22 protein-coding genes are annotated in these 21,842 nt (G+C 71.3%); 20 read left to right on the top strand and 2 right to left on the bottom strand.

The window, feature by feature from the left end; all coding sequences use genetic code 11:
- Nucleotides 1-17: 17 nt before the first annotated feature.
- The 4 genes from ACGFQC_RS26670 to prcA all read left to right on the top strand — a co-directional run bounded on the left by ACGFQC_RS26670 (nt 18) and on the right by prcA (nt 2,472).
- Nucleotides 18-236 (top strand): ubiquitin-like protein Pup, encoded by a 219-nt coding sequence (locus tag ACGFQC_RS26670; RefSeq protein WP_363089217.1) that lies wholly within the window; start codon nt 18-20, stop codon nt 234-236.
- Nucleotides 237-357: 121 nt separating this feature from the next.
- Complete coding sequence (locus ACGFQC_RS26665; RefSeq protein ID WP_363089216.1) at nt 358-870, top strand: endonuclease VII domain-containing protein; 513 nt, start codon at nt 358-360, stop codon at nt 868-870.
- The gene (gene prcB, locus ACGFQC_RS26660; RefSeq protein WP_363089215.1) at nt 822-1,667 is read left to right on the top strand and encodes a proteasome subunit beta; all 846 of its coding nucleotides are present in this window, start codon (nt 822-824) and stop codon (nt 1,665-1,667) included. The genes ACGFQC_RS26665 and prcB overlap by 49 nt, the downstream gene beginning before the upstream one ends.
- A 58-nt stretch (nt 1,668-1,725) precedes the next feature.
- Nucleotides 1,726-2,472: a proteasome subunit alpha gene (prcA, locus tag ACGFQC_RS26655; RefSeq protein WP_363089214.1), complete on the top strand. Its 747-nt coding sequence runs from the start codon at nt 1,726-1,728 to the stop codon at nt 2,470-2,472.
- A gap of 71 nt (nt 2,473-2,543) precedes the next feature.
- Here the strand turns inward: prcA and ACGFQC_RS26650 are convergent, their stop codons facing one another.
- Nucleotides 2,544-3,557, bottom strand: a complete 1,014-nt coding sequence (locus ACGFQC_RS26650) for a LacI family DNA-binding transcriptional regulator (protein WP_363089213.1) — start codon at nt 3,555-3,557, stop codon at nt 2,544-2,546.
- A 119-nt stretch (nt 3,558-3,676) separates the two neighbouring features.
- Here ACGFQC_RS26650 and ACGFQC_RS26645 point away from each other — a divergent pair, with 119 nt between their 5' ends.
- From ACGFQC_RS26645 to ACGFQC_RS26570, 16 genes are all read left to right on the top strand, one after another.
- Nucleotides 3,677-4,936, top strand: a complete 1,260-nt coding sequence (locus ACGFQC_RS26645; RefSeq protein ID WP_363089212.1) for an MFS transporter — start codon at nt 3,677-3,679, stop codon at nt 4,934-4,936.
- A gap of 9 nt (nt 4,937-4,945) precedes the next feature.
- Nucleotides 4,946-6,307: a Pup--protein ligase gene (pafA, locus tag ACGFQC_RS26640; RefSeq protein ID WP_020117715.1), complete on the top strand. Its 1,362-nt coding sequence runs from the start codon at nt 4,946-4,948 to the stop codon at nt 6,305-6,307.
- A gap of 213 nt (nt 6,308-6,520) precedes the next feature.
- Nucleotides 6,521-7,531: an FKBP-type peptidyl-prolyl cis-trans isomerase gene (locus ACGFQC_RS26635; RefSeq protein ID WP_363089211.1), complete on the top strand. Its 1,011-nt coding sequence runs from the start codon at nt 6,521-6,523 to the stop codon at nt 7,529-7,531.
- Between the two features lie 59 nt (nt 7,532-7,590).
- On the top strand, nt 7,591-7,962 hold the full coding sequence (locus ACGFQC_RS26630; protein ID WP_073495330.1) for an FKBP-type peptidyl-prolyl cis-trans isomerase: 372 nt from the start codon (nt 7,591-7,593) through the stop codon (nt 7,960-7,962).
- Nucleotides 7,963-8,092: 130 nt separating this feature from the next.
- Nucleotides 8,093-9,070 carry a WYL domain-containing protein gene (locus tag ACGFQC_RS26625; RefSeq protein ID WP_363089210.1) on the top strand — a complete coding sequence of 326 codons (978 nt, stop codon included), beginning with the start codon at nt 8,093-8,095 and terminating at the stop codon, nt 9,068-9,070.
- A gap of 18 nt (nt 9,071-9,088) precedes the next feature.
- Complete coding sequence (locus tag ACGFQC_RS26620; protein WP_363089209.1) at nt 9,089-10,186, top strand: WYL domain-containing protein; 1,098 nt, start codon at nt 9,089-9,091, stop codon at nt 10,184-10,186.
- The gene (locus tag ACGFQC_RS26615; protein WP_363089208.1) at nt 10,183-10,476 is read left to right on the top strand and encodes a hypothetical protein; all 294 of its coding nucleotides are present in this window, start codon (nt 10,183-10,185) and stop codon (nt 10,474-10,476) included. Before ACGFQC_RS26620 ends, ACGFQC_RS26615 begins: the two co-directional genes overlap by 4 nt.
- Nucleotides 10,477-10,496: 20 nt before the next feature.
- Nucleotides 10,497-10,691, top strand: a complete 195-nt coding sequence (locus ACGFQC_RS26610; protein ID WP_363089207.1) for a hypothetical protein — start codon at nt 10,497-10,499, stop codon at nt 10,689-10,691.
- A gap of 261 nt (nt 10,692-10,952) precedes the next feature.
- A complete protein-coding gene (tatA, locus tag ACGFQC_RS26605) occupies nt 10,953-11,240 on the top strand; it encodes a Sec-independent protein translocase subunit TatA (protein ID WP_363089206.1) in 288 nt (95 codons plus the stop codon).
- A gap of 47 nt (nt 11,241-11,287) precedes the next feature.
- Nucleotides 11,288-12,232 carry a twin-arginine translocase subunit TatC gene (gene tatC, locus ACGFQC_RS26600; protein ID WP_363089205.1) on the top strand — a complete coding sequence of 315 codons (945 nt, stop codon included), beginning with the start codon at nt 11,288-11,290 and terminating at the stop codon, nt 12,230-12,232.
- Nucleotides 12,233-12,361: 129 nt separating this feature from the next.
- Complete coding sequence (locus ACGFQC_RS26595; protein ID WP_363089204.1) at nt 12,362-15,214, top strand: DEAD/DEAH box helicase; 2,853 nt, start codon at nt 12,362-12,364, stop codon at nt 15,212-15,214.
- Nucleotides 15,215-16,005: 791 nt separating this feature from the next.
- A complete protein-coding gene (locus tag ACGFQC_RS26590; RefSeq protein WP_363089203.1) occupies nt 16,006-17,628 on the top strand; it encodes an ATP-binding protein in 1,623 nt (540 codons plus the stop codon).
- The gene (locus ACGFQC_RS26585) at nt 17,625-18,032 is read left to right on the top strand and encodes a roadblock/LC7 domain-containing protein (RefSeq protein WP_363089202.1); all 408 of its coding nucleotides are present in this window, start codon (nt 17,625-17,627) and stop codon (nt 18,030-18,032) included. The genes ACGFQC_RS26590 and ACGFQC_RS26585 overlap by 4 nt, the downstream gene beginning before the upstream one ends.
- Nucleotides 18,029-18,424 (top strand): DUF742 domain-containing protein, encoded by a 396-nt coding sequence (locus ACGFQC_RS26580; RefSeq protein WP_363089201.1) that lies wholly within the window; start codon nt 18,029-18,031, stop codon nt 18,422-18,424. Before ACGFQC_RS26585 ends, ACGFQC_RS26580 begins: the two co-directional genes overlap by 4 nt.
- Complete coding sequence (locus ACGFQC_RS26575) at nt 18,405-19,025, top strand: ATP/GTP-binding protein (RefSeq protein WP_363089200.1); 621 nt, start codon at nt 18,405-18,407, stop codon at nt 19,023-19,025. Before ACGFQC_RS26580 ends, ACGFQC_RS26575 begins: the two co-directional genes overlap by 20 nt.
- Nucleotides 19,026-19,079: 54 nt before the next feature.
- The gene (locus ACGFQC_RS26570) at nt 19,080-20,819 is read left to right on the top strand and encodes a cytochrome P450 (protein WP_393288770.1); all 1,740 of its coding nucleotides are present in this window, start codon (nt 19,080-19,082) and stop codon (nt 20,817-20,819) included.
- Here the strand turns inward: ACGFQC_RS26570 and ACGFQC_RS26565 are convergent.
- Nucleotides 20,813-21,778: an RluA family pseudouridine synthase gene (locus tag ACGFQC_RS26565; RefSeq protein WP_363089198.1), complete on the bottom strand. Its 966-nt coding sequence runs from the start codon at nt 21,776-21,778 to the stop codon at nt 20,813-20,815. The two genes, ACGFQC_RS26570 and ACGFQC_RS26565, sit on opposite strands and share 7 nt — an antisense overlap.
- Nucleotides 21,779-21,842 lie beyond the last annotated feature (64 nt).

The following is a 21,842-nucleotide window of genomic DNA, read 5'->3' as shown; positions in this document are numbered from 1 at the left end:
TGAGCGGGGTGAGGGTTATGGCGACCAAGGACACCGGCGGCGGCCAGCAGAAGGCGACGCGCTCCACCGAGGAGACCGAGGAGCAGGCGGCGGAGACGCAGGCCTCGGACGACCTCAAGGAACGTCAGGAGAAGCTGAGCGACGACGTGGACTCGGTTCTTGACGAGATTGACGATGTACTCGAGGAGAATGCCGAGGATTTCGTGAGGTCCTTCGTTCAGAAGGGTGGGGAGTGATTTCACCTTTGATTCAAAGGTGAACTCCGGGGGCCTTGGAGTGATCGAAGAGTCGACGCTGAGGCGATGCTCACGGTGCAAGCAATGCTTGCCTGGAGCGGCGTTCGCCAGCAACAAGTCCATGCCCGACGGTCTCCAGGCGTACTGCCGGGAGTGCTCCGCTGAGTACTACCGGCAGCGCCAGGAGGCCAGAGGGAAGAAAGTTCGAGAGAAGGTTCCTGTCCCACTGGGACACAAACGGTGTCCGCAGTGCGAAGACGTGAAGCCGCACTCCGAATGGGAGCGCAACAAGGCGTCGTCGGACGGATGGGCGAGTTACTGCCGTGTCTGCCGAGCGGAGCGGAACCGGATCAGCTACTTCAAGCGCAAGTACGGCCTGACGCCGGCGGAGTTGGACGCACTCGTCGCGGAGCAGCACGGCGTCTGCTGTATATGTCTTGCTGCCCCGGCCGAGCATGTGGATCACTGCCACAAGACGGGTAGGGTCCGAGGCGTACTGTGCTTCAGCTGCAATGCCGCACTGGGGCAGTTCAAGGATCGGCCCGATGCCATAAGGCGGGCTGCTGCTTACGTGGAAGGAATCGCGTGGAAGCCAACACTCGTAGCACCGGGCGTCTACCAGCTGCCTTCCTGACGCCTGGGTCCTCGTCCTTCATGGACTTCCTCTCCGACCACCAGCCGGAGCTGCTGCCCGGCAACCGGCAACTCCCCGCGCTGCAGGGGGTGATCGAGGCGCCGCACGGCACGACGATCGTGGCCGTGACCTTCCCCGGTGGTGTGGTGCTCGCCGGTGACCGTCGCGCGACCATGGGCAACGTCATCGCGCAGCGCGACATCGAGAAGGTGTTCCCGGCGGACGAGTACTCGGCCGTCGGCATCGCGGGCACCGCGGGTCTGGCCGTCGAGATGGTCAAGCTCTTCCAGCTGGAGCTGGAGCACTTCGAGAAGGTCGAGGGCGCCCAGCTGTCGCTGGAGGGCAAGGCGAACCGGTTGTCGACGATGATCCGCTCCAACCTGGGCATGGCCATGCAGGGCCTGGCCGTGGTGCCGCTGTTCGCCGGGTTCGACGTGGACCGCGACAAGGGCCGGATCTTCTCCTACGACGTCACCGGCGGCCGTTCCGAGGAGCACCACTTCGCTGCGACCGGCTCGGGTTCGATTTTCGCGCGTGGCGCCATGAAGAAGCTGTACCGCCAGGACCTGAGCGAGGAGGAGGCCACGACGCTCGTGGTCCAGGCGCTCTACGACGCGGCAGACGACGACTCGGCGACCGGTGGTCCCGATGTCGCCCGCCGGATCTACCCCATCGTCACCGTGATCACCGACGACGGTTTCCGCCGGCTCACCGACGACGAGTCCTCCGGGATCGCCCGCTCGGTGCTGGCGCGCCGTCTCGAGCAGCCGGACGGTCCCCGGGCCGCGCTGCTGTAGCGGGCCGGCCTCCTGGCAAGGTGATCGAGTGACTTCCACAGAAAGGGACGGATAACCGGTGTCGACGCCGTTCTATGTCTCACCCCAGCAGGCGATGGCGGACCGCGCGGAGTACGCGCGCAAGGGCATCGCCCGTGGTCGGAGCCTGGTCGTGCTCCAGTACGCCGACGGCATCGTGTTCGTCGGTGAGAACCCGTCCCGTGCGCTGCACAAGTTCAGCGAGATCTACGACCGGATCGGTTTCGCCGCCGCCGGCAAGTACAACGAGTACGAGAACCTCCGGATCGGCGGGGTGCGCTACGCGGACCTGCGTGGTTACACCTACGACCGGGACGACGTGACCGCCCGCGGTCTGGCCAACGTCTACGCGCAGACGCTCGGCACCATCTTCTCCTCGGCCGGCGAGAAGCCGTACGAGGTGGAGCTGGTGGTGGCGGAGGTCGGTGAGACGCCGGACGGTGACCAGATCTACCGGTTGCCGCACGACGGGTCGATCGTGGACGAGCACGGTTCGGTCGCGGTCGGCGGCAATGCCGAGCAGATCGGCAGCTACCTGGACCAGCGTCACCGGGACGGCATGAGTCTCGCGGAGGCTCTGAAGCTCGCCGTGCAGGCCTTGTCCCGTGACACCAACGGCACGGAGCGGGAGATTCCCGCCGAGCGCCTGGAGGTGGCTGTGCTGGACCGTACGCGTCCGCAGTCGCGCAAGTTCAAGCGGATCGTCGGGCGGCAGCTGGGTCGCTTGCTGGAGACCGACGGGGCGTCGACGGAGGCGGAGAGCGCCGAGGAGCCGGACGAGAAGTAGCCTGGCCCGTTCTCGCCTGTGCCCCGGCCGTTTTCCGGTCGGGGCACAGGCGTTTTCCCGGAGGGCGTCTCTCAGGCCCTGGGCGGGGCCGTGGAGCCCCGGACGACCAGGTGGACCGGGATCTGCCCGGCCTCGGGTGTTCGGCCGTCCAGGACCGCCAGCAGGGCCCGCATGCCGTGTTCTCCGAAGAGTTCGGCGTCCAGGCGTACGGTCGTCAGCTCCGGGTCGAGCGCGGCGGCGAGCGCGATGTCGTCGACGCCGGTGACGGAGATGTCGTCGGGCACCCGCAGTCCGCGTCGGCGTGCGGCCTTGTAGACGCCGGCGGCGAGTTTGTCGTCGTCGCAGACGACGGCGGTGGGCCGGGGGCCGGGGGAGGCCAGGGCGGCTTCCGCGGCCGTGCGGGCGCCGTCGATGGTCATGGGGGTGGGGGCGGTGCGCAGGGTGGTGCCGGGCACGGCGTGCACGCGTGCGGCCAGCTCACGCGCGCGTACCTCGAAGGTCCAGGAGGGGACGTCGGACGCCAGGTGCAGGAAGTGGCGGTGGCCGAGGTCCAGCAGGTGTGCGGCGACCTGGCGGGCGCCGTCGGCGATGTCGAGGTTGACGGTGGCGGCGCCGAGGCTGCCGTCGGGGTCGCTGTCGAGCATGACGAGGGGCAGTTGGTCGCCGCGGATGGCGGTGAGGGCGTCGGCGGCCATGGAGGAGGCCAGGACGCCGTCCAGGGCGGCGGGGGCGGAGGCGAAGGGGTCGGGGGCGGGGCCGATGCCCTCGGGGGAGGGGTAGAGCACGACGCCGAAGCCGTGGGCGGCGGCGAGTCGCGCCGCGCCGGTGTAGACGCCGGCGAAGAACTCGGTGGTCAGTTCCGGGACGACCAGCAGGACGGTGCGGGTGCGGCCCAGGCGCAGGTTGCGGGCGGCCAGGTTGGGGCGGTACCCGAGGTCGCGGGCGGCCTGGCGTACCCGTTCCGCGGTGGTCTCGGAGACGCGGCCGCGCCATTTGTCGCCGAGCACCAGGGAGACGGCGGCCTGGGACACTCCCGCGGCCCGGGCGACGTCACGGCTCGTCGGGCGCGTGCTGGCTCGTGCCACCGTGGGCCTGCTCTTTCGTCTGGACGTGTGAACAGCGCACATGGTACGTATGACCGAGAAGCGTTATACGTAAAACCTTGACGGGGCCGACCGCCTCGGGGAGCCGACGGAGGCGGGACATGGCCGCGGGATACCTGGAGATCCTCAGGGCGCGACACGCGGCCCGGCTCCTCGCCGGCACCCTCCTGGGACGGCTGCCCAACGCCACGGGTGCCATCGCGATCGTGCTGTTCGTGCGCGCCGAGGGCGGCAGCTACACCCTCGCGGGCGCCCTGGCGGCCGTGTACGGCGTCGCCAACGCCGTCGGTCAGCCGCTGCTCGGCCGCCTGGTCGACCTGTACGGCCAGCCGCGCGTGCAGTTGCCCGCCGCGCTCGCCGCGGCCCTCGCCATGGGGGCCTTCGCCTTCACCGGCATCGTCCCGCTCCCGCTCGCCCACGCCCTGGTCGCGGCCGCCGGTCTGTTCACCCCGCCCCTGGAGGGCGGTCTGCGGGCGCTGTGGCCGTCGGTGCTGCGCCGGGAGGACCAGGTCCACGCCGCGTACGCCATGGACGCGGTGGCCCAGGAGGTGATGTTCACCGTCGGGCCGCTGCTGGTGACGCTGTGCACCTCGCTCTGGTCGGCGCAGGCCGCCCTGCTGGTCCTGAACGCGCTCGGTGTGCTCGGGGCGCTGTCCGTGGTCGTCTCGCCGCCTTCGCGCGCGTGGCGCTCCGCTCCGCGTGAGGCGCACTGGCTCGGCGCCCTGCGCTCGCCCGGTCTGCTCGTGCTGCTGGGCGCCTTCCTGTTCGTCGGCATCGCGCTGGGCTCCATCACGGTGGCCGCCGTGCCGTACGCCGACGACCACGGCGGTGACGTGGTGTACGGCTGGCTGATGGCCGCCCTCGGCCTCGGCGCGCTCGTCGGCGGGGTGGCCTACGGGGCGCGGCGGTGGGTGGGCGTGCCGGAGCGGCGACTGCGGGTGCTGGTGGCGTTCCTGGCGGTGTGTTATCTGCCGCTCATGCTGATGCCGGGCGCGGTCGCGATGGTGGCGCTCACCGCGTTGGCCGGTGTGTTCCTCGCGCCCGCGCTCGCCTGCGCCTTCGTCCTCATCGACCGGCACGCGCCGCGTGGCACGGTCACCGAGGCGTTCTCCTGGCTGGTGACCACCTTCACGGTCGGTCACTCGCTCGGAACGGCCGTGGCGGGCCCGGTCGTCGAGGCGGGCGGCGCCCGGTGGGGCTTCGCCGTGCCGGGCGCGGCGGGTGCCGTGGCATTGGTGGTTTTGCTGGCCACGGGGCGGGTACTGGCAGTTCCCGCCGGAAGTGGGGTTGTTGCGGCTTCATCGGAAAATGATCCGAACCGTGCCGTCGAACCCCGTTTCAGTTCAGGGGATCGGGCGTAATGTTCACTCATGGACCGCCGCATTTTCGGGCTGGAGAACGAGTACGGCGTCACGTGCACGTTCAGGGGACAGCGCCGCCTGTCGCCTGACGAGGTGGCGCGGTACCTCTTCCGCCGTGTCGTGTCATGGGGCCGAAGCAGCAATGTCTTTCTGCGGAACGGCGCCCGCCTCTATCTCGACGTGGGATCGCATCCGGAATACGCGACACCCGAATGTGACAACGTGACCGAACTGGTCACCCACGACAAGGCCGGCGAGCGCATTCTCGAGGGACTCCTGGTGGACGCGGAACGACGCCTGCACGAGGAAGGAATCGCGGGCGACGTCTACCTCTTCAAGAACAACACCGACTCGGCGGGCAACTCCTACGGTTGCCACGAGAACTACCTGGTGGCCCGGCACGGGGAGTTCTCCCGGCTCGCGGACATCCTCATTCCCTTCCTGGTGACCCGGCAGCTGCTGTGCGGGGCCGGCAAGGTGCTCCAGACGCCCCGCGGGGCCGTCTACTGCGTGAGCCAGCGGGCCGAGCACATCTGGGAGGGCGTCTCCTCGGCGACGACCCGTTCCCGGCCCATCATCAACACCCGGGACGAACCGCACGCCGACGCCGAGCGCTACCGTCGCCTGCACGTCATCGTGGGCGACTCGAACATGTCCGAGACGACCATGCTGCTGAAGGTCGGCGCCACCGACCTGGTGCTGCGCATGATCGAGGCGGGCACCGTGATGCGCGACCTCACCCTGGAGAACCCGATCCGGGCGATCCGCGAGGTCAGCCACGACATCACCGGCCGGCGCAAGGTGCGCCTGGCCAGCGGCCGTGAGGCCTCCGCGCTCGAGGTGCAGCGCGAGTACTACGAGAAGGCCGTGGACTTCGTCGAGCGCCGCGGCATCCGTACCGGCACCGTCGACCAGGTCCTGGAGCTGTGGGGCCGCACGCTGGACGCGATCGAGGCCGAGGACCTCGACCGCATCGGCACCGAGATCGACTGGGTGATGAAGTACAAGCTCATCGAGCGGTACCGGGCCAAGCACAACATGACCATGTCGCACCCGCGCGTGGCGCAGATAGACCTCGCCTACCACGACATCCACCGCCGTCGTGGTCTCTACTACCTGCTGGAGCGCAAGGGGCAGGCCGCCCGGATCTGCAACGACTTGAAGATCTTCGAGGGCAAGTCGGTTCCCCCGCAGACCACTCGGGCGCGGTTGCGCGGCGACTTCATCCGCCGGGCGCAGGAACAGCGGCGGGACTTCACCGTCGACTGGGTCCATCTCAAGCTCAATGACCAGGCGCAACGCACCGTGTTGTGCAAGGACCCGTTCCGTTCGGTGGACGACCGGGTGGAGAAGCTGATCGCCGGAATGTGACCGGGTACCGCGTTTCCCGGTAGAGCCGGAACGCAACAGGGGCGCCGTACGTTTCCCGTACGGCGCCCTTCTCACGCCGTCAGTGCCGCCCCCGGGGACAATCCCGGAGCCCCGGCCGGGACGGAACCGGGCCGGAACCTGAATCGGCACGGAATCGTCAGTAAGGTAGCGCGCACGCCATCAGCAAGATCAACCGATTACGAGGCCCCCACCGTGCGCCGACGCTCACTCATTCTCGCCGCCGTACCCGCAGGACTGGTCACGCTCGCCGGATGCGGGGACGACGACTCGTCCGACTCGTCGGGCAAGGTGGACAGCAGCGCGTCGCCCTCCGCCTCGGCCCCCTCCGCCGCGCCCGCCCCCAAGATCGTCGACGGGCCGCTGCCGGCCATCACCGCGGGCACGAAGTTCGGGGAGAAGCCGACGGTCGCCAAGGGCAGCGGCGAGCCCTCCGACCAGCTCGCCGTGAAGACGGTCATCGCGGGCGGCGGCCGTACCGTCGCGGAGGGCGACTACATCCAGGCCCAGTACCTCGGCCAGATCTGGGACACCGGCAAGGTCCTCGACAACTCCTACGACCGCGGGGCGCCGCTGCTCACCCAGCTCGCGCAGGGCAGCACCATGGAGGGCTGGCGCTACGCCCTGACCGGCAAGAAGGCCGGCAGCCGGGTGCAGTTCGCCGTCCCGCCCACCTGGGGCTTCGGCAAGGAGGGCAACGCGGAGGCGGGCATCAAGGGCACCGACACGCTGGTGTTCGTGTTCGACGTCCAGGACACCTTCAACGCCAAGAGCTCGGCCAAGGGCAAGGACGTCCCCCAGGACGACGCCGCCCTGCCGAAGGTCGGCACCAACACCGACGGCAAGGCGCCCTCCGTCGAGATCCCGAAGACCGATCCGCCGAAGAAGCTGGTGTCGGGCTACGTCATCGAGGGCGACGGCGAGGCGCTCGCGGCCGACGACACCGTTCTGGTGCAGTACAAGGGCGTCATCTGGGACACCGGCAAGGAGTTCGACTCGACGTACAAGCGGTCCGCGCTGACCTCGTTCTCCCTCCAGCAGGTCGTCAAGGGCTGGGCGCAGGGTCTGACCGGCAAGAAGGCCGGCAGCCGCGTCGTCATCGTCATCCCGCCCGACCTGGGGTACGGCGACCAGCCGCCGGCCGGCAGCGGCATCGAGAAGGACTCCACGATGGTCTTCACGGTGGACATCCTCGCGAAGATGTGACGCCGCCGTGATGTAAGACTGTGCTGTTGCCTTTCCGCGAACAAGCAGGAGCGTAAGACGTGAGCATCGAGAAGCCCGAGATCGACTTCCCGGGCGGCGAGCCCCCGGCGGACCTCGAGATCAAGGACATCTGGGAGGGCGACGGTGAGGTGGCGCAGGCGGGCCAGACCGTCTCCGTGCACTACGTCGGTGTCGCCTTCAGCACCGGTGAGGAGTTCGACGCCAGCTGGAACCGCGGCACCCCGTTCCGCTTCCCGCTGGGCGGCGGCCGGGTCATCAAGGGCTGGGACCAGGGCGTGCAGGGCATGAAGGTCGGCGGCCGTCGCCAGCTGACCATCCCGGCCCACCTCGCCTACGGCAACCAGAGCCCGACCCCGGCGATCAAGCCGGGCGAGACGCTGATCTTCGTGGTCGACCTGCTCGGGGTCTGATCGTCGTACGACCGGTCTCGACCAGCTGGGGCCCATGCCTGTCCGGGCGTGGGCCCTCGGCTTTTGCCCGGGCGCCGCGGAGCGGTACGGTCATCCGTCGGAAGCACCACAGGAGAGGCGAAGGGCGTCGATGGCCATTGCCAAGGCAGAGCGGCTGATGAACCTGGCGCTGTGTCTGCTCGGGACGCGGCGACCGCTCAGCAAGCGCGAGCTGCGTGACTCCATCGAGGCCTACGTCGAGGCGTTCGGTTCGGGCAGGGGCGGTGCCGGATCGGACGACTCCTTCAACCGGATGTTCGAGCGGGACAAGGACGACCTGCGCGAGCTGGGCCTCGTCATCGAGACCGTCGAGAGCCTGGACGGCGAGATCGGCTACCTCGCCCGCCGCGACAGCAACCGGCTGCCGGCCATCACCCTCGACGCCGAGGAGGCCGCCGCCCTGGGCCTGGCCGCCAAGGTGTGGCAGCAGGCCAGGCTCGCCGGCGCGGCCAGCGGCGCCCTCCAGAAACTGCGCGCGGCGGGCCTGCCCGAGGACGTCGACCCCTATGAGCCGCACAGTGCCCTGGAACCGCGCATCCCCGTCCACGAGGCCGCGTTCGAGCCGCTGATGCTGGCCTGCCGCGACCGTCGCCCCGTCGTCTTCGACTACCGCAAGGCCACCGCCGCCCGTCCCGAGCCCCGGCACGTCGAGCCGTGGGCCCTGGAGTGCTGGCGCGGCCACTGGTACCTCGCGGGCTGGGACCGCGACCGGGGTGCCGAGCGGGTCTTCCGGCTGTCCCGCATCACCGGCAAGGTGCGCTCGCGCGGGACGGCGTTCAGCGCGCCCGTGCCCGACGTCGTCACCGTCCGCGAGACCGTGGCCGGCTGGGCGGGGGAGACCGCCGACCGCAGCGCGCTGATCCGGCTGCGCGGCGGCTGCGGCTACCCCTTGCGGGCGAGGGCCACGGCGGTGCGGGAACTCGGCGACGGCTGGGACGAGTTGGAGATTCCGTACGGGCACGGCCTGGACGCCTGGCTGGTGGAGTTCGGGCCGGACGTGGTGGTGCTGGAGCCCGCGGAGCTGCGGGCGGACGTGGTGGACCGGCTGCGCGCCGTGGCCAAGGGCTGAGGGGGAGCGAGCAACACAGTGGCAGGCAAACCGGTCAGGCCGGCGAACGCGATCGACCAGACCCGGAGGATGCTCTCCCTGGTGACGTATCTGCGGGAGCGCCCGGGAGCACGCATCGAGGACGTCGCCCGCGCCTTCGGGATCACCGAGGACGAGCTGGTCTGCGACCTCGACGTGCTGCCCATGTGCGGCACCAGCTTCCGCGGCGGCGACCTGCTCGACATCGACACCGACGGCGAGCGGATCTGGTGGCACAACCCGGCCGCCCTCGGCGCGGACGCCGCCGAGCCGCTGCGGCTGGCCGCCGACGAGGCGACCGCGCTGCTGGTGGCCGCCCGTGCGGTGGCGACCCTGCCCGGCCTGCGCGAGAGCGACCGCCAGGCGCTGCTGCGGGCCACCGCCAAGGTGGAGACCGCGGCCGGGGAGGCGGCGGGCGCCAGCTCCCGCCTGTCCGTGACCTTCGAGTCCGAGGGCGGGGTCTTCGCCGACGTCGACCGGGCGATCTCCGAGCGCCGCCGGCTGTGGATCCGCTACTACTCGCCCGCCCGCGACGAGGTCACCGAGCGCGAGATCGACCCGATCCGTCTCGTCAGCGTCGGGCACACGTACGTGGAGGCCTGGTGCCGCCGCTCCGAGGCGCGCCGCACCTTCCGTCTCGACCGGGTCGCCGAGATCAGGATCCTCGACGAGCCCGCCGCGCCGCCGGAGGTCGAACTGAGGGACCTGTCGGAGGGGCTGGTCCAGCCCGCCGCCGAGGACCCGGAGGTCGTCGTCGAGGTGGGACCCGGCGGGCGCTGGGTCGCCGAGTACTACCCGCACGACAGCGCCGACGAACTTCCCGACGGCGGTCTGCGTATCACCCTGCGCACGCCCGAGCCGGCCTCGCTGCGGCGTCTGGCACTGCGACTCGGCCGCGACGGCCGCATCGTGGCGCCGCAGGACCTCGCCGACAGCGCCCGCCGCGCCGCCCGTGAGGCGCTGGCGGCGTACGACGGAGTGGAGGCCGAGGGGGCCGCGGAGGACGGCAGGACCGCCGACCCCGTCGGCGGGCAGGGCGGCGCGGAGCGGGCCGGGCAGGCGCGGGAGCGGACCGAGGGGCGGGAGCGGCAGCGGTGAGCGAGTCGGCGACGACGTCCGGTGTGCGGGGCATCTCGGTGGCCTCGGCGTTCTCGGGCATGACCAGTGTGGCCCCGGTGGTCTTCAGGGCCGGATGCCCGGACTGCCGCGGTCGTTTCGAACTCGCCGCCGGTGCGCTGCGCCTGGTCGTCGGCGCCTCCAGCCGCACCACCTTCTACTCCTTCACCTGTCCCGACTGCGGCGCCGCCGTGCGCAAGCCGGCCGGGGAGCGGGTGGTCGAGCTGCTCACCGGGGGCGGGGTCAGGACCCTGCGGCTGCACACGCCGTAGGAAGGTCTAGGCTCGGCGTCATGTTCTGGCCGATGTTCGCGGTAGCCGTGGGTTTTATGGGTCTCGCCGTCCTCGCGGTGTTCGCCGTCCGGGTCTTCCTGGAGGCGCGGCGTCTCGGCCGGCAGGTGTCGGACTCCGCGCAGCGCATCAACCGGGCCGCGGAGGAGCTGGAGCGGGCGTCCCTGAGCGCGGCCCGGGCCGTGGACACCCTGTGAGTGCCGCTGTGGCCCTCCTGTGAGTCCCGCACGGAATGCGTTTTGGGACACTTCGCCCTCCCGTCGCGGTGGCCCCGACAGGTACGCTGCTGGTCGCGGACCGGAGAACGAGGCCCGGATCGCGGACCGGGAGTACGCACGGGGATTGCCTCACGTTCACCCCTGAGCGTTACGATCGCTGCCAGCACGATCGTTCGGACAACTGTCCGACCGGTCGGACAGCAATCCCACCCAGCCGCCTCGGTGAGAAGGTAAAGACTTATGTTCGGAAGGCTCGGCGCCCCCGAGATCATTCTCATCCTCGTCGTCATCATCCTGCTGTTCGGCGCGAAGAAGCTTCCGGACATGGCGCGCTCGCTCGGCAAGTCCGCGCGCATCCTCAAGAGCGAGGCCAAGGCGATGAAGGACGACGGCAGCAGCACCGCCACCCCGGCCGGCCCGCCCAACGACGGCGAGCAGCCGCCTGCTCAGCGCACCATCCAGGCTTCCCCCGGCGACGTGACCAGCTCGCGCCCGGTCAGCGAGCCGACGGATTCGACCAAGCGCTGACGCAGGGCCGGTGACCTCCGGCCCGCCGCACGAGATGGGAACGTGGGTTGCTCAAGTCCGCCCGCAAGAAGGAGAAGGACCCAGAGGGGCGGATGCCCCTCGCGGAGCACCTTCGTGAGTTGCGCAACAGGCTCGCGAAGGCGCTGCTGGCCATCGTGGTCGTGACGATCGTCGCCGCCTTCTTCTACAAGGACATCATCGAGTTCTTCACGAACCCGATCCTGACCGCGGTGGGGTGTGATTCGACCTTCTCGGAGCTGGCGCAGCAGAGCAGCGGCAACTGCGCCCGCATCGTCCTGAACGGTCTGCTCACCCCGTTCACGCTCGCCCTGAAGGTTTCCCTGATGGCGGGTGTGATCTTCGCTTCGCCGGTCTGGCTCTACCAGCTGTGGGGCTTCGTCGCGCCGGGTCTGCACCAGCACGAGCGCAAGTACGCCTACGCGTTCGTCGGCACGGGCGTCCCGCTGTTCCTCGGCGGTGCCTTCTTCGCGTACAAGACGCTGCCGACGATGGCGAAGGTGCTCCTGGAGTTCTCGCCGGCGGACCTGGACAACCAGCTGCCGCTCGACGACCTGCTCGACCTCATCGTGCGCATGGTGCTCGTCTTCGGCCTCTCCTTCGAGCTGCCGCTGCTGCTGGTCATGCTCAACCTGACCGGGGCGCTGACCGGGCGGCGCATGATGAGCTGGTGGCGCGGCATGATCATCGGCATCACGGTCTTCGCCGCCGTGGCCACGCCCAGCACCGACCCGTTGACGATGCTCGCGCTCGCCGGGCCGATCTGGATCCTCTACTTCTTCGCGACCGGCTTCTCCCTGCTGAACGACCGCCGCAGGCGCCGCCGGGACGCCCTGGGCCCCGCCGACGACGAGGCCTCCGAGCTGGACCTCACCCCCGAGGACATCGGCGAGATCGAGGCGGTGACCCCGAGCCGGGCGCTGCCCGGACAGACGAACGCGGAACGGGTCAACGGCTACGACGACGTGACCTGAGCACCGGGACGGATCTCCGCACGGCCGGAGCGCCCCTACGGCGCCCCGGCCGCGCCGTGCACCCGGGCTGCGACGCACCGTGAGGCCCTGAGCCGCGCGGACGCGGGCCCCGGGCAGTGGATCCGGATAATGATCGTCCTGTTGTCAGTGCGGCCCGGTACGGTGGAAAGCACGATGACAGAGGACCTCTCACCGGCCGAGCGGTACGCGGCAGCCCGTAAGCGCGCTGTCGAGCAGGCCACCGCGCTCGCCTCCTTCCGCGAGATGTACGACTTCGGTCTCGACCCCTTCCAGATCGAGGCCTGCCAGGCACTCGAGTCCGGCAAGGGCGTCCTGGTGGCCGCCCCGACCGGCTCGGGCAAGACGATCGTCGGCGAGTTCGCCGTCCACCTCGCCCTCCAGCAGGGCAAGAAGTGCTTCTACACGACACCCATCAAGGCGCTGTCCAACCAGAAGTACTCCGACCTGTGCCGCCGTTACGGCGCCGACAAGGTCGGTCTGCTGACCGGCGACAACAGCGTCAACTCCGACGCCCCGGTGATCGTGATGACCACCGAGGTCCTGCGGAACATGCTGTACGCCGGCTCGCGGACCCTCCTCGGCCTCGGCCACGTGGTGATGGACGAGGTGCACTACCTCTCCGACCGCTTCCGGGGCGCCGTGTGGGAGGAGGTGATCATCCACCTCCCCGAGTCGGTGACCCTGGTCTCCCTGTCGGCGACCGTGTCCAACGCCGAGGAGTTCGGCGACTGGCTCGACACCGTGCGCGGCGACACCGAGGTGATCGTCTCCGAGCACCGGCCCGTGCCGCTGTTCCAGCACGTGCTCGCCGGACGGCGGATGTACGACCTCTTCGAGGAGGGCGAGGGCCACCGCCGGGCCGTCAACCCCGACCTCGCGCGGCTGGCCCGCATGGAGGCGAGCCGGCCGTCGTACCAGGACCGCAGGCGCGGCCGGAACATGCGCGAGGCCGACCGCGAGCGCGAGCGCAGACAGCGGTCGCGGGTGTGGACGCCCGGGCGCCCCGAGGTCATCGAGCGGCTCGACGCCGAGGGCCTGCTGCCCGCCATCACCTTCATCTTCAGCCGTGCCGCCTGCGAGGCCGCAGTCCAGCAGTGCCTGTACGCCGGGCTGCGGCTCAACGACGAGGAGGCACGCGAACGGGTCCGCGCCCTGGTGGAGGAGCGCACCGCCGCCATCCCCCACGAGGACCTGCACGTCCTCGGCTACTACGAGTGGCTGGAGGGCCTGGAGCGGGGCATCGCCGCCCACCACGCGGGCATGCTGCCGACCTTCAAGGAGGTCGTCGAGGAGCTGTTCGTCCGCGGCCTGGTCAAGGCCGTCTTCGCCACCGAGACCCTCGCCCTCGGCATCAACATGCCCGCCCGCTCGGTCGTGCTGGAGAAGCTCGTCAAGTGGAACGGCGAACAGCACGCCGACATCACCCCCGGCGAGTACACGCAGCTCACCGGCCGCGCGGGGCGCCGCGGCATCGATGTCGAGGGACACGCCGTCGTGCTGTGGCAGCGCGGCATGAACCCCGACCACCTGGCCGGGCTGGCCGGCACCCGCACCTACCCGTTGCGCTCCAGCTTCAAGCCGTCGTACAACATGGCGGTCAACCTGGTCCAGCAGTTCGGCCGGCACCGCTCGCGCGAGCTGCTGGAGACCTCCTTCGCGCAGTTCCAGGCCGACCGGTCGGTCGTCGGGATCTCCCGGCAGGTGCAGCGCAACGAGGAGGGCCTGGAGGGCTACAAGGCCTCCATGACCTGCCACCTCGGCGACTTCGAGGAGTACGCGCGGCTGCGCCGCGAACTCAAGGACCGTGAGACGGAGCTGGCCAAGCAGGGCGCGGCCCAGCGGCGGGCCGAGGCGGCGGTGGCGCTGGAGAAGCTGAAGCCGGGCGACGTCATCCACGTGCCCACCGGCAAGTACGCCGGACTGGCCCTCGTCCTCGATCCGGGCCTGCCCGCCGGCCGGGCCAACGGCCATCGAGGCTTCGACCAGTACGACGGGCCGCGCCCGCTCGTGCTGACCGCCGAGCGGCAGGTCAAGCGGCTCGCCGCGATGGACTTCCCGGTGCCCGTCGAGGCGCTGGAGCGGATGCGCATCCCGAAGACGTTCAACGCGCGCTCGCCGCAGTCCCGCCGGGACCTCGCCTCCGCGCTGCGCACCAAGGCCGGGCACATCACGCCGGAGCGCGCCCGCAGGGGCCGGTCCCAGGCCGCCGACGACCGCGAGATCGCCCGCCTGCGCGCCGCGCTGCGCGCCCACCCCTGCCACGGCTGCTCGGACCGCGAGGACCACGCCCGCTGGGCCGAGCGCTATCACCGGCTGCTGCGCGACACCTCGCAGCTGGAGCGCCGGATCGAGGGCCGGACGAACACCATCGCCCGCACCTTCGACCGGATCGTGGCCCTGCTGACCGAACTGGACTACCTGCGCGGCAACGAGGTCACCGAACACGGCAAGCGGCTGGCCCGGCTGTACGGCGAGCTGGACCTGCTGGCGAGCGAATGCCTGCGGGCCGGCGTCTGGGAGGGCCTGGGACCGGCCGAACTCGCCGCCTGCGTCTCGGCGCTGGTGTTCGAGGCCCGGTCCGGCGACGACGCGATGGCGCCGAAGCTGCCCGCGGGCAAGGCCAAGGCCGCGCTCGGCGAGATGGTGCGGATCTGGGGCCGGCTGGACGCCCTGGAGGAGGACTTCCGGATCAGCCAGACCGAGGGCGTCGGCCAGCGCGAGCCCGACCTCGGCTTCGCCTGGGCCGCCCACATGTGGGCCTCGGGCAAGGGCCTCGACGAGGTCCTGCGGGAGGTCGAGATGCCGGCCGGGGACTTCGTGCGCTGGTGCAAGCAGGTCATCGACGTCCTCGGGCAGATCGCGGCGGCCGCGCCCCCGGAGAGTTCGTCGGTGGCGAGGAACGCCCGCAAGGCGGTCGACGCACTGCTGCGGGGCGTCGTGGCGTACTCGTCGGTGGGCTGAGCGGACGGGGTCGGAACCCCGGCCGGAGCGGTGGCTTCGGCCGGTTCCGGACCGGGTGCCGCCGCCTGGGTGGAGAGGCCGGGTCGGTGAAGTGTGCCGCCGCCCCAGGAAAGGCGCCGGGTCCGTGAACGGGGCGGTGGCGGGGGGTCTGCCGACGCGGTGGCGGGGTTCTGCCGACGGTCCGTGGGCGGGGCCGCACGGCGGGCGCGGGGGCCGGTTCCGGTGGGCGCCTTCCCGGGCACCGAGTGCGTGCGGGGGCGCCGCCCGGGCCCGTCGCCGGGAGCCTCGACGCCTCCGTCCCGGCCGGGCTGCCGCACCCGCTCGCGGGGGCGAGGTACCGGACTTCGGCGAGGCCGTCCGCAGGGCCGGGGGCGGTTCCGCGTTGCCGGCGGGCCGTCCCTCCGCGTACGCCGGGGCCGATCGGCATCACGCCCGGACGGCGCGTCCGATCTCGCGCGCCCCGCCCCGGACCTCGCCGCGCGACACCGTCGGGGTGGCCTTGCCCATGGGAGGCGCCCGACGGCTGCCCCGCACCCCCTGATTCACCCGTCCCGGCGAAGGCCTTCGCGCGTCTGTACGCCTTTACGCAGCGTGTGCGAATGAACTCCGAGCGTGCGAAACGCCTGAGGTTACCCCAGGTGCGGGTGTGGTTTCAGGCGGTTGCGGAACATGGCGCGACGGTTATCCGGTCGGACTAAGCTCGCCCGCGGCGCACCGAGTTGAGGCGCATTCGTGCGTTTGTTCCCGGATATCCCGATGGTGCCGATAGATCCCCTACAGAGGGTGCCCACATGGTGAGTGTTCAGTCCCCACCCGGTCGCCGTGAAATGGCCTACGTCCGCACGGTGTTGCTGCCGGCGACAGTGATGGCCGCGGTGACCGGAGCGGCCGTCGCCCTGGTGGCGACCCCGGCCCGGACGGCCGTCGGCGTCTGCGGAGCCGTCGCCACCCTCCTGGTGGTCCTCGCCGGCACCGAGTCGGTGCGCCGCGGCCGTCAACTGAAGGAAATGCGCGCGGAGAAGGAACGCCGGATCGGGAACCTGGAACGCCGGGTCGCCGCCCACGAGGAGCAGAACCTCCGGCTCGCCGACTTCTTCGTCCCCCAGGCGGTGGCCTGGCTGCGCGCCGGGAACTCGCCCCGGGAGGTGATGCTCCACTTCGCCGACGTGGACGCCGGCTACCGCGACCTCGGTGAGGGGCAGCGCAAGGTGGTCAAGACGATCCTCGAGATCGTCGACCACGAGGAGGCCCTGCGCGACTCCGCCCAGCGCTCGTTCGTCAGCGTCGCCCGCCGCGTCCAGGCCATCGTGCACCAACAGGCCGCGGAACTGCGGGAGATGGAGGAGGACCACGGCCGCAACCCCGAGGTCTTCGACGACCTGCTGCGCATCGACCACGGCACCGCCCTGATCGGCCGTCTCGCCGACTCCATCGGCGTGCTCGGCGGCGGCCGCCCCGGCCGCAACTGGCCCCAGCCCGTGCCGCTCTACAGCGTGCTGCGCGGCGCCATGTCCCGCATCCTGGAGTACCGCCGCATCCAGCTCGACTCCATCGCCAAGGTCAACATCCGCGGCCTGTCCGTCGAACCGCTGATCCACGCGCTCGCCGAACTCCTCGACAACTCGACCCGCTACTCGCCGCCCACCAGCAAGGTGCACGTCAACGCCGTCGAGGTGCAGACCGGCATCGCGATCGAGATCGAGGACGCCGGCGTCAGCCTCAGCGAGGAGGCCCGTGCCAAGGCCGAGCGCATGCTGGAACAGGCCATGGCCGGTGTCGACATCCAGGACGTCGGCGGCACCCCCCGCCTCGGGCTCGCGGTCGTCGGCCGGCTCTGCACAGCGTTCAACATGCAGGTCTCCCTGCGCACTTCGGCCTACGGCGGCGTCCGGGCCGTACTGATCGCGCCCAGCGAGATGGTCACCTCCGACCCCGCGCCCGGCTTCGCCCACGGCATCGGCGCCACCGCCGTACCGCAGATCGACCTCGGCAACATCGAGAGCCCGAAGCGGCCTCCGAAGAAGCGCCGCCCCACCAACCCGAGGATCCCGGCGGGTGTCTCCCTGGACGACGACGAGGTGCCCGAGGTCACCGAGTGGACCGACAAGGGCCTGCCGCAGCGCCGCAGCAAGACCACCATCCCGATCAGCCAGCGCTACCGCGAGGCGTACGCCGCCCAGGCGGCCGAACGCGCCGGTGAGCCGGATCCGTTCGCGCGGCCCGAACCGGAACCCGATCCCGGCGTCAAGCGGCAGGAGCCCGGCGTCGCCTTCGAGGCGTTCTGGGAGGGCCTGAAGAAAGAGGCCCCTCCCGGGCACCACCCGACGGACTTCACCCGCAATCCCACCGCATACCTGCATCTGCTCAAGGACAAGGCCAGGTTCGAGGCCGACGATGAAGGGGACCTCACGTGATCCAGCAGCGCCAAAACTTCGACTGGCTGCTCAAGGAACTGTACGACGGGGTTCCGGGCATCGAGATGATCGTCGTGCTCTCGGCCGACGGACTGCGCATCGCCCGCTACGCCGGTGATCCCGACGCCGCCGACCGGATCGCGGCGGCCTGCGCCGGCCTCCAGAGCCTGGCCAACGCCGTCGCCCAGGAGATCCACTCCAGCGACGGCGAGATGAACCTGGTCATGATCGAGCTGAACGGCGGCTACTTCTACATGATGTCCGCCGGCGCCAACGCCTACCTCGCCGTTCTCGCCGACGTACGCTGCGAGGCCGGCCGGATGAGCGCCATGATGCGCGACCTCGTGGTACGGATCGGTGCCCATCTGACCAGCCCGCCCCGGCGGAACGGGCAGAGCGTATGACGCCTCCGCAACGCCGACGGCGCGACCCCGTCCCGGAACCGCCACCGCAGTCGTCGAAGGAGGGGGAGGGCAAGAACCCCGAACGGCTGTACATCATCACCGGCCCGGACGGCGAACGCGCCCCGCTCGACCTCGTCACCTTGATCGTGGCGCGCGCCGAACCGCCCTCCTCCGCCCCTCCGGAGCAGTCGGCGGTGCTGCGGATGTGCCGGGCCCCGCTGTCGGTGGCCGAGGTGTCGGCCTACCTCGGCCTGCCGTTCAGCGTGGTGACGGTGCTGCTCACCGAGATGCTGGCGGCCGAACTCGTCCAGGCGCGCGCCCCGATCGTCCGGCAGCACCTCCCCGACCGTTCCCTCCTCGAAGCGGTGATGCATGGACTTCAACGGCTCTGACACCGTCCCCGGCCCACGCGCCGAGGACCACCTGCCGCAGACCACCACGGCGGCGGCCAAGATCGTCATCGTGGGCGGCTTCGGTGTCGGCAAGACGACCATGGTCGGGTCGGTCAGCGAGATCAAGCCGCTGACCACCGAGGAGACCATGACGCAGGCCGGTATCGGCATCGACGACAACTACGGCTCCGACACCAAGACCGCCACCACCGTCGCCATGGACTTCGGCCGCATCCGCATCACGGACCAGGTCGTGCTCTACCTCTTCGGCACCCCCGGCCAGGAGCGGTTCTGGTTCCTGTGGAACGGTCTGTTCGAGGGCGCCCTCGGCGCGGTCGTCCTGGTCGACACCCGCCGCCTGGAGGTCAGCTTCGAGGTCATGGGCCGACTGGAGGAACGCGGCGTGCCCTTCGTGGTCGCCGTCAACACCTTCCCCGACGGCCCCCGTTACCCGCTGGAGGACCTGCGGAGCGCCCTCGACGTGCCGCCCGAGGTCCCGATCGTGGAGTGCGACGTGCGCCGCCGGGCCTCCAGCCGCGACGTGCTGATGACGCTGACGCGCTTCCTGCACGACCTCGCGCGGACCGGCAGCCTGACCTGACACCCGCCCGCCCCTACCTCCCGGACCCTCCCGGATCCCTTTCGGAGCGACCCAGTGACGCCTGACCACCCCATGACGACCGGTCCGCACGACCTCGCCCTCGACCCGCCGCCCGGCTGCCCCGCGCACGGCCGTGGCCCCGGCGGACTGCACCGGCTCTACGGGCCCGGCGCGGAGGACCTGGACGACCTCTACGAGCAACTGCGCGAGAAACACGGCCCGGTGGCGCCCGTACTGCTCCACGACGACGTGCCGATGTGGGTGGTCCTCGGCCACGCCGAGAACATGCACATGGTCCGCACGCCCTCCCAGTACAGCCGCGACAGCCGCATCTGGACGCCGCTGGTGGACGGCACGGTCAAGCCCGACCACCCGCTCATGCCGCACATCGCCTGGCAGCCCATCTGCTCCCACGCCGAGGGCGACGAGCACAAGCGGCTGCGCGGCGCGGTCACCGCCGCCATGGCCACCATCGACGACCGCAGTCTGCGCCGGTACATCTACCGGTCCACCCAGCGCCTGGTCAACCGCTTCTGCGAGCGGGGCCGGGCCGAGCTGGTCGGCCAGTTCGCCGAGCACCTCCCGATGGCAGTGATGTGCCACGTCCTCGGCATGCCCGAGGAGTACGACGACCGTATGGTCCACGCCGCCCGGGACGCGCTCAAGGGCACCGGGACCGCGATCGCCAGCCACACCCACGTCATGGCGGCGCTGAGCCGGCTCACCGCCCGCCGCCGCGCCGAACCCCAGGACGACTTCACCAGCCATCTCGTGCTGGACCCGGCGGAACTGACCGACGACGAGGTCCGGGAGCACCTGCGCCTGGTGCTCTTCGCCGCCTACGAGGCCACGGTCAACCTGCTCTCCAACGCCCTGCGGATGGTCCTCACCGACCCGCGGTTCCTCGCCCAGCTCAACGGCGGGCAGATGACGGTGCCGGAGGCGGTCGAGCAGTCCCTGTGGGACGAGCCGCCGTTCAGCACGGTCTTCGCCTACTTCGCCAAGCAGGACACCGAACTGGGCGGTCAGCGCATCCGCCGGGGCGACGGTCTCCTCTTCGCGCCCGCGCCCGGCAACGTGGACCCGCGGGTCCGTCCCGACCTGTCCGCCAGCATGCAGGGCAACCGCGCCCACCTCGCCTTCGGCGGCGGCCCGCACGAGTGCCCCGGCCAGGACATCGGGCGCGCCATCGCCGACGTCGGCGTCGACGCCCTGCTCACGCGCCTGCCGGACGTGCAGCTCGCCTGCGCGGAGGAGGACCTGCGCTGGACGACGTCGATCGCCTCGCGGCACCTCATGGAACTGCCGGTCCGCTTCGAGCCGAAGCCCCAGCAGGACGTCATGGTCAGGCCGGCCCACGGTGCGCTCCCGCCGCCGCGTCCGGTCGTCCCGGTGATCCCCGGCACCACGCCGGCGCCCGGCGCCGTACCCGCCGCTCCGCCCCTGGCCACCCGGTTGCCGCCGCCCGCCGAGCCCCGGCCGACGGCCGTCCCGCGGCCCCAGCCCCAGCCCCGGCCGACGGCCGTCCCGCGGCCCCAGCCCGAGCCCCGGCCGACGGCCGTCCCGCGGCCCCAGCCCGAGCCCCGGCCGACGGCCGTCCCGCGGCCCCAGCCCGAGCCCCGGCCGACGACCGTCCCGCGGCCCCAGCCCCAGCCCCAGCCCCAGCCCGAGCCCCAGTCCCAGCCCGAGCCCCAGTCCCAGTCCCGACCCGTGCCCGCACCGGCCGGCGCTCCCGAACAGGCCCGTCGGTCGAGCGCCTGGCGGCGCTTCCTCGACTGGTGGCGCGGCTACTGACCCCGGGCGCGCCCGCGCCCCCGGCCGTCGTGCGACGACCAGGCGGCCAGCGTCCGCCGGCTCCGCAGCCGGTGCTCCGCTCCCGTCACCGGATCGGTGAACTCCAGCTCCCGCGCCAGTAGTTGCAGTGGGCGCCGGAAGTCACCGGCCGGTGCGGGGGCGGTCACCTCGGGGTAGAGGGGGTCGCCGAGGATGGGTACGCCCAACGCGCTCATGTGCACCCGCAGCTGATGGGTCTGCCCGGTCCGCGGGACCAGCCGGTAGCGGGCGAGCCCGTCCGGCCGGTGCTCGACCAGCTCGACCCGGCTGACCGCGTTGGGCTCGCCCGGTACCTCACGGGCGGTCAGCGTCCCGCGTTCCTTCACGATCCGGCTGCGCACGGTCACCGGCAGCGCCAGCCCCGGATCGTACGGCGCGACGGCCTCGTACACCTTGCGGACCAGACGGTCGCGGAACAGGGTCTGGTAGGCGCCGCGCTCCTCGGGGCGCACGGTGAACAGCACCAGGCCCGCGGTGAGCCGGTCCAGGCGGTGGGCGGCGCCGAGCGCGGGCAGCTCCAGCTCCCGCCGCAGCCGGGCCAGCGCGGTCTGGGTGACGTGGCTGCCGCGCGGTGTGGTGGCGAGGAAGTGCGGCTTGTCGGCCACGACGACGTGCTCGTCGCGGTACACGACCTCCAGCGGGAACGGCACCGGCTCCTCGGCGGGCAGGTCCCGGTGGAACCAGACGAACATCCCCGGCACGTACGCCGCGTCCGCCGCCACCGCCCGCCCGTCGGCCCCGACGATCCGCCCCGCCGCGAACAGTGCGTCCACGGCCCCGGCCCGCTCCGGGCCGAACCGCTCCGCCAGGTGCTCCCGCACGGTCGCCCAGGGGCCGTCGCCCGGCAGCCGCACCCGGACCGGATCGACTCCTTCACGCTGCGGGAGGGGGGACGGCGGGGGAGCGGTGCGGCGTCTCATCGGGATCCACCCTACGACCGCCGCGAAAACCTGTTGGCATGCTTCCGCCCGGTGGACAGGCTTC

Origin of the sequence: Streptomyces sp. NPDC048734 (assembly GCF_043198675.1) — a bacterium.
Taxonomy (GTDB): Bacteria; Actinomycetota; Actinomycetes; order Streptomycetales; family Streptomycetaceae; genus Streptomyces.
The sequence above is the reverse complement of the archived record's forward strand: the minus strand, read 5'-3'. Positions and strand labels throughout refer to the sequence as shown.

Coding starts and splice junctions, on each gene's coding strand:
- ACGFQC_RS26645 (WP_363089212.1), top strand. CDS start 3,677: ATGGCCGCGGGATACCTGGAGATCCTCAGGGCGCGACACGCGGCCCGG.
- tatA (WP_363089206.1), top strand. CDS start 10,953: ATGTTCGGAAGGCTCGGCGCCCCCGAGATCATTCTCATCCTCGTCGTC.
- ACGFQC_RS26580 (WP_363089201.1), top strand. CDS start 18,029: ATGACGCCTCCGCAACGCCGACGGCGCGACCCCGTCCCGGAACCGCCA.
- ACGFQC_RS26610 (WP_363089207.1), top strand. CDS start 10,497: ATGTTCTGGCCGATGTTCGCGGTAGCCGTGGGTTTTATGGGTCTCGCC.
- ACGFQC_RS26565 (WP_363089198.1), bottom strand. CDS start 21,778: ATGAGACGCCGCACCGCTCCCCCGCCGTCCCCCCTCCCGCAGCGTGAA.
- ACGFQC_RS26665 (WP_363089216.1), top strand. CDS start 358: ATGCCCGACGGTCTCCAGGCGTACTGCCGGGAGTGCTCCGCTGAGTAC.
- pafA (WP_020117715.1), top strand. CDS start 4,946: ATGGACCGCCGCATTTTCGGGCTGGAGAACGAGTACGGCGTCACGTGC.
- ACGFQC_RS26575 (WP_363089200.1), top strand. CDS start 18,405: ATGGACTTCAACGGCTCTGACACCGTCCCCGGCCCACGCGCCGAGGAC.
- ACGFQC_RS26595 (WP_363089204.1), top strand. CDS start 12,362: ATGATCGTCCTGTTGTCAGTGCGGCCCGGTACGGTGGAAAGCACGATG.
- ACGFQC_RS26670 (WP_363089217.1), top strand. CDS start 18: ATGGCGACCAAGGACACCGGCGGCGGCCAGCAGAAGGCGACGCGCTCC.
- ACGFQC_RS26625 (WP_363089210.1), top strand. CDS start 8,093: ATGGCCATTGCCAAGGCAGAGCGGCTGATGAACCTGGCGCTGTGTCTG.
- ACGFQC_RS26590 (WP_363089203.1), top strand. CDS start 16,006: ATGGTGAGTGTTCAGTCCCCACCCGGTCGCCGTGAAATGGCCTACGTC.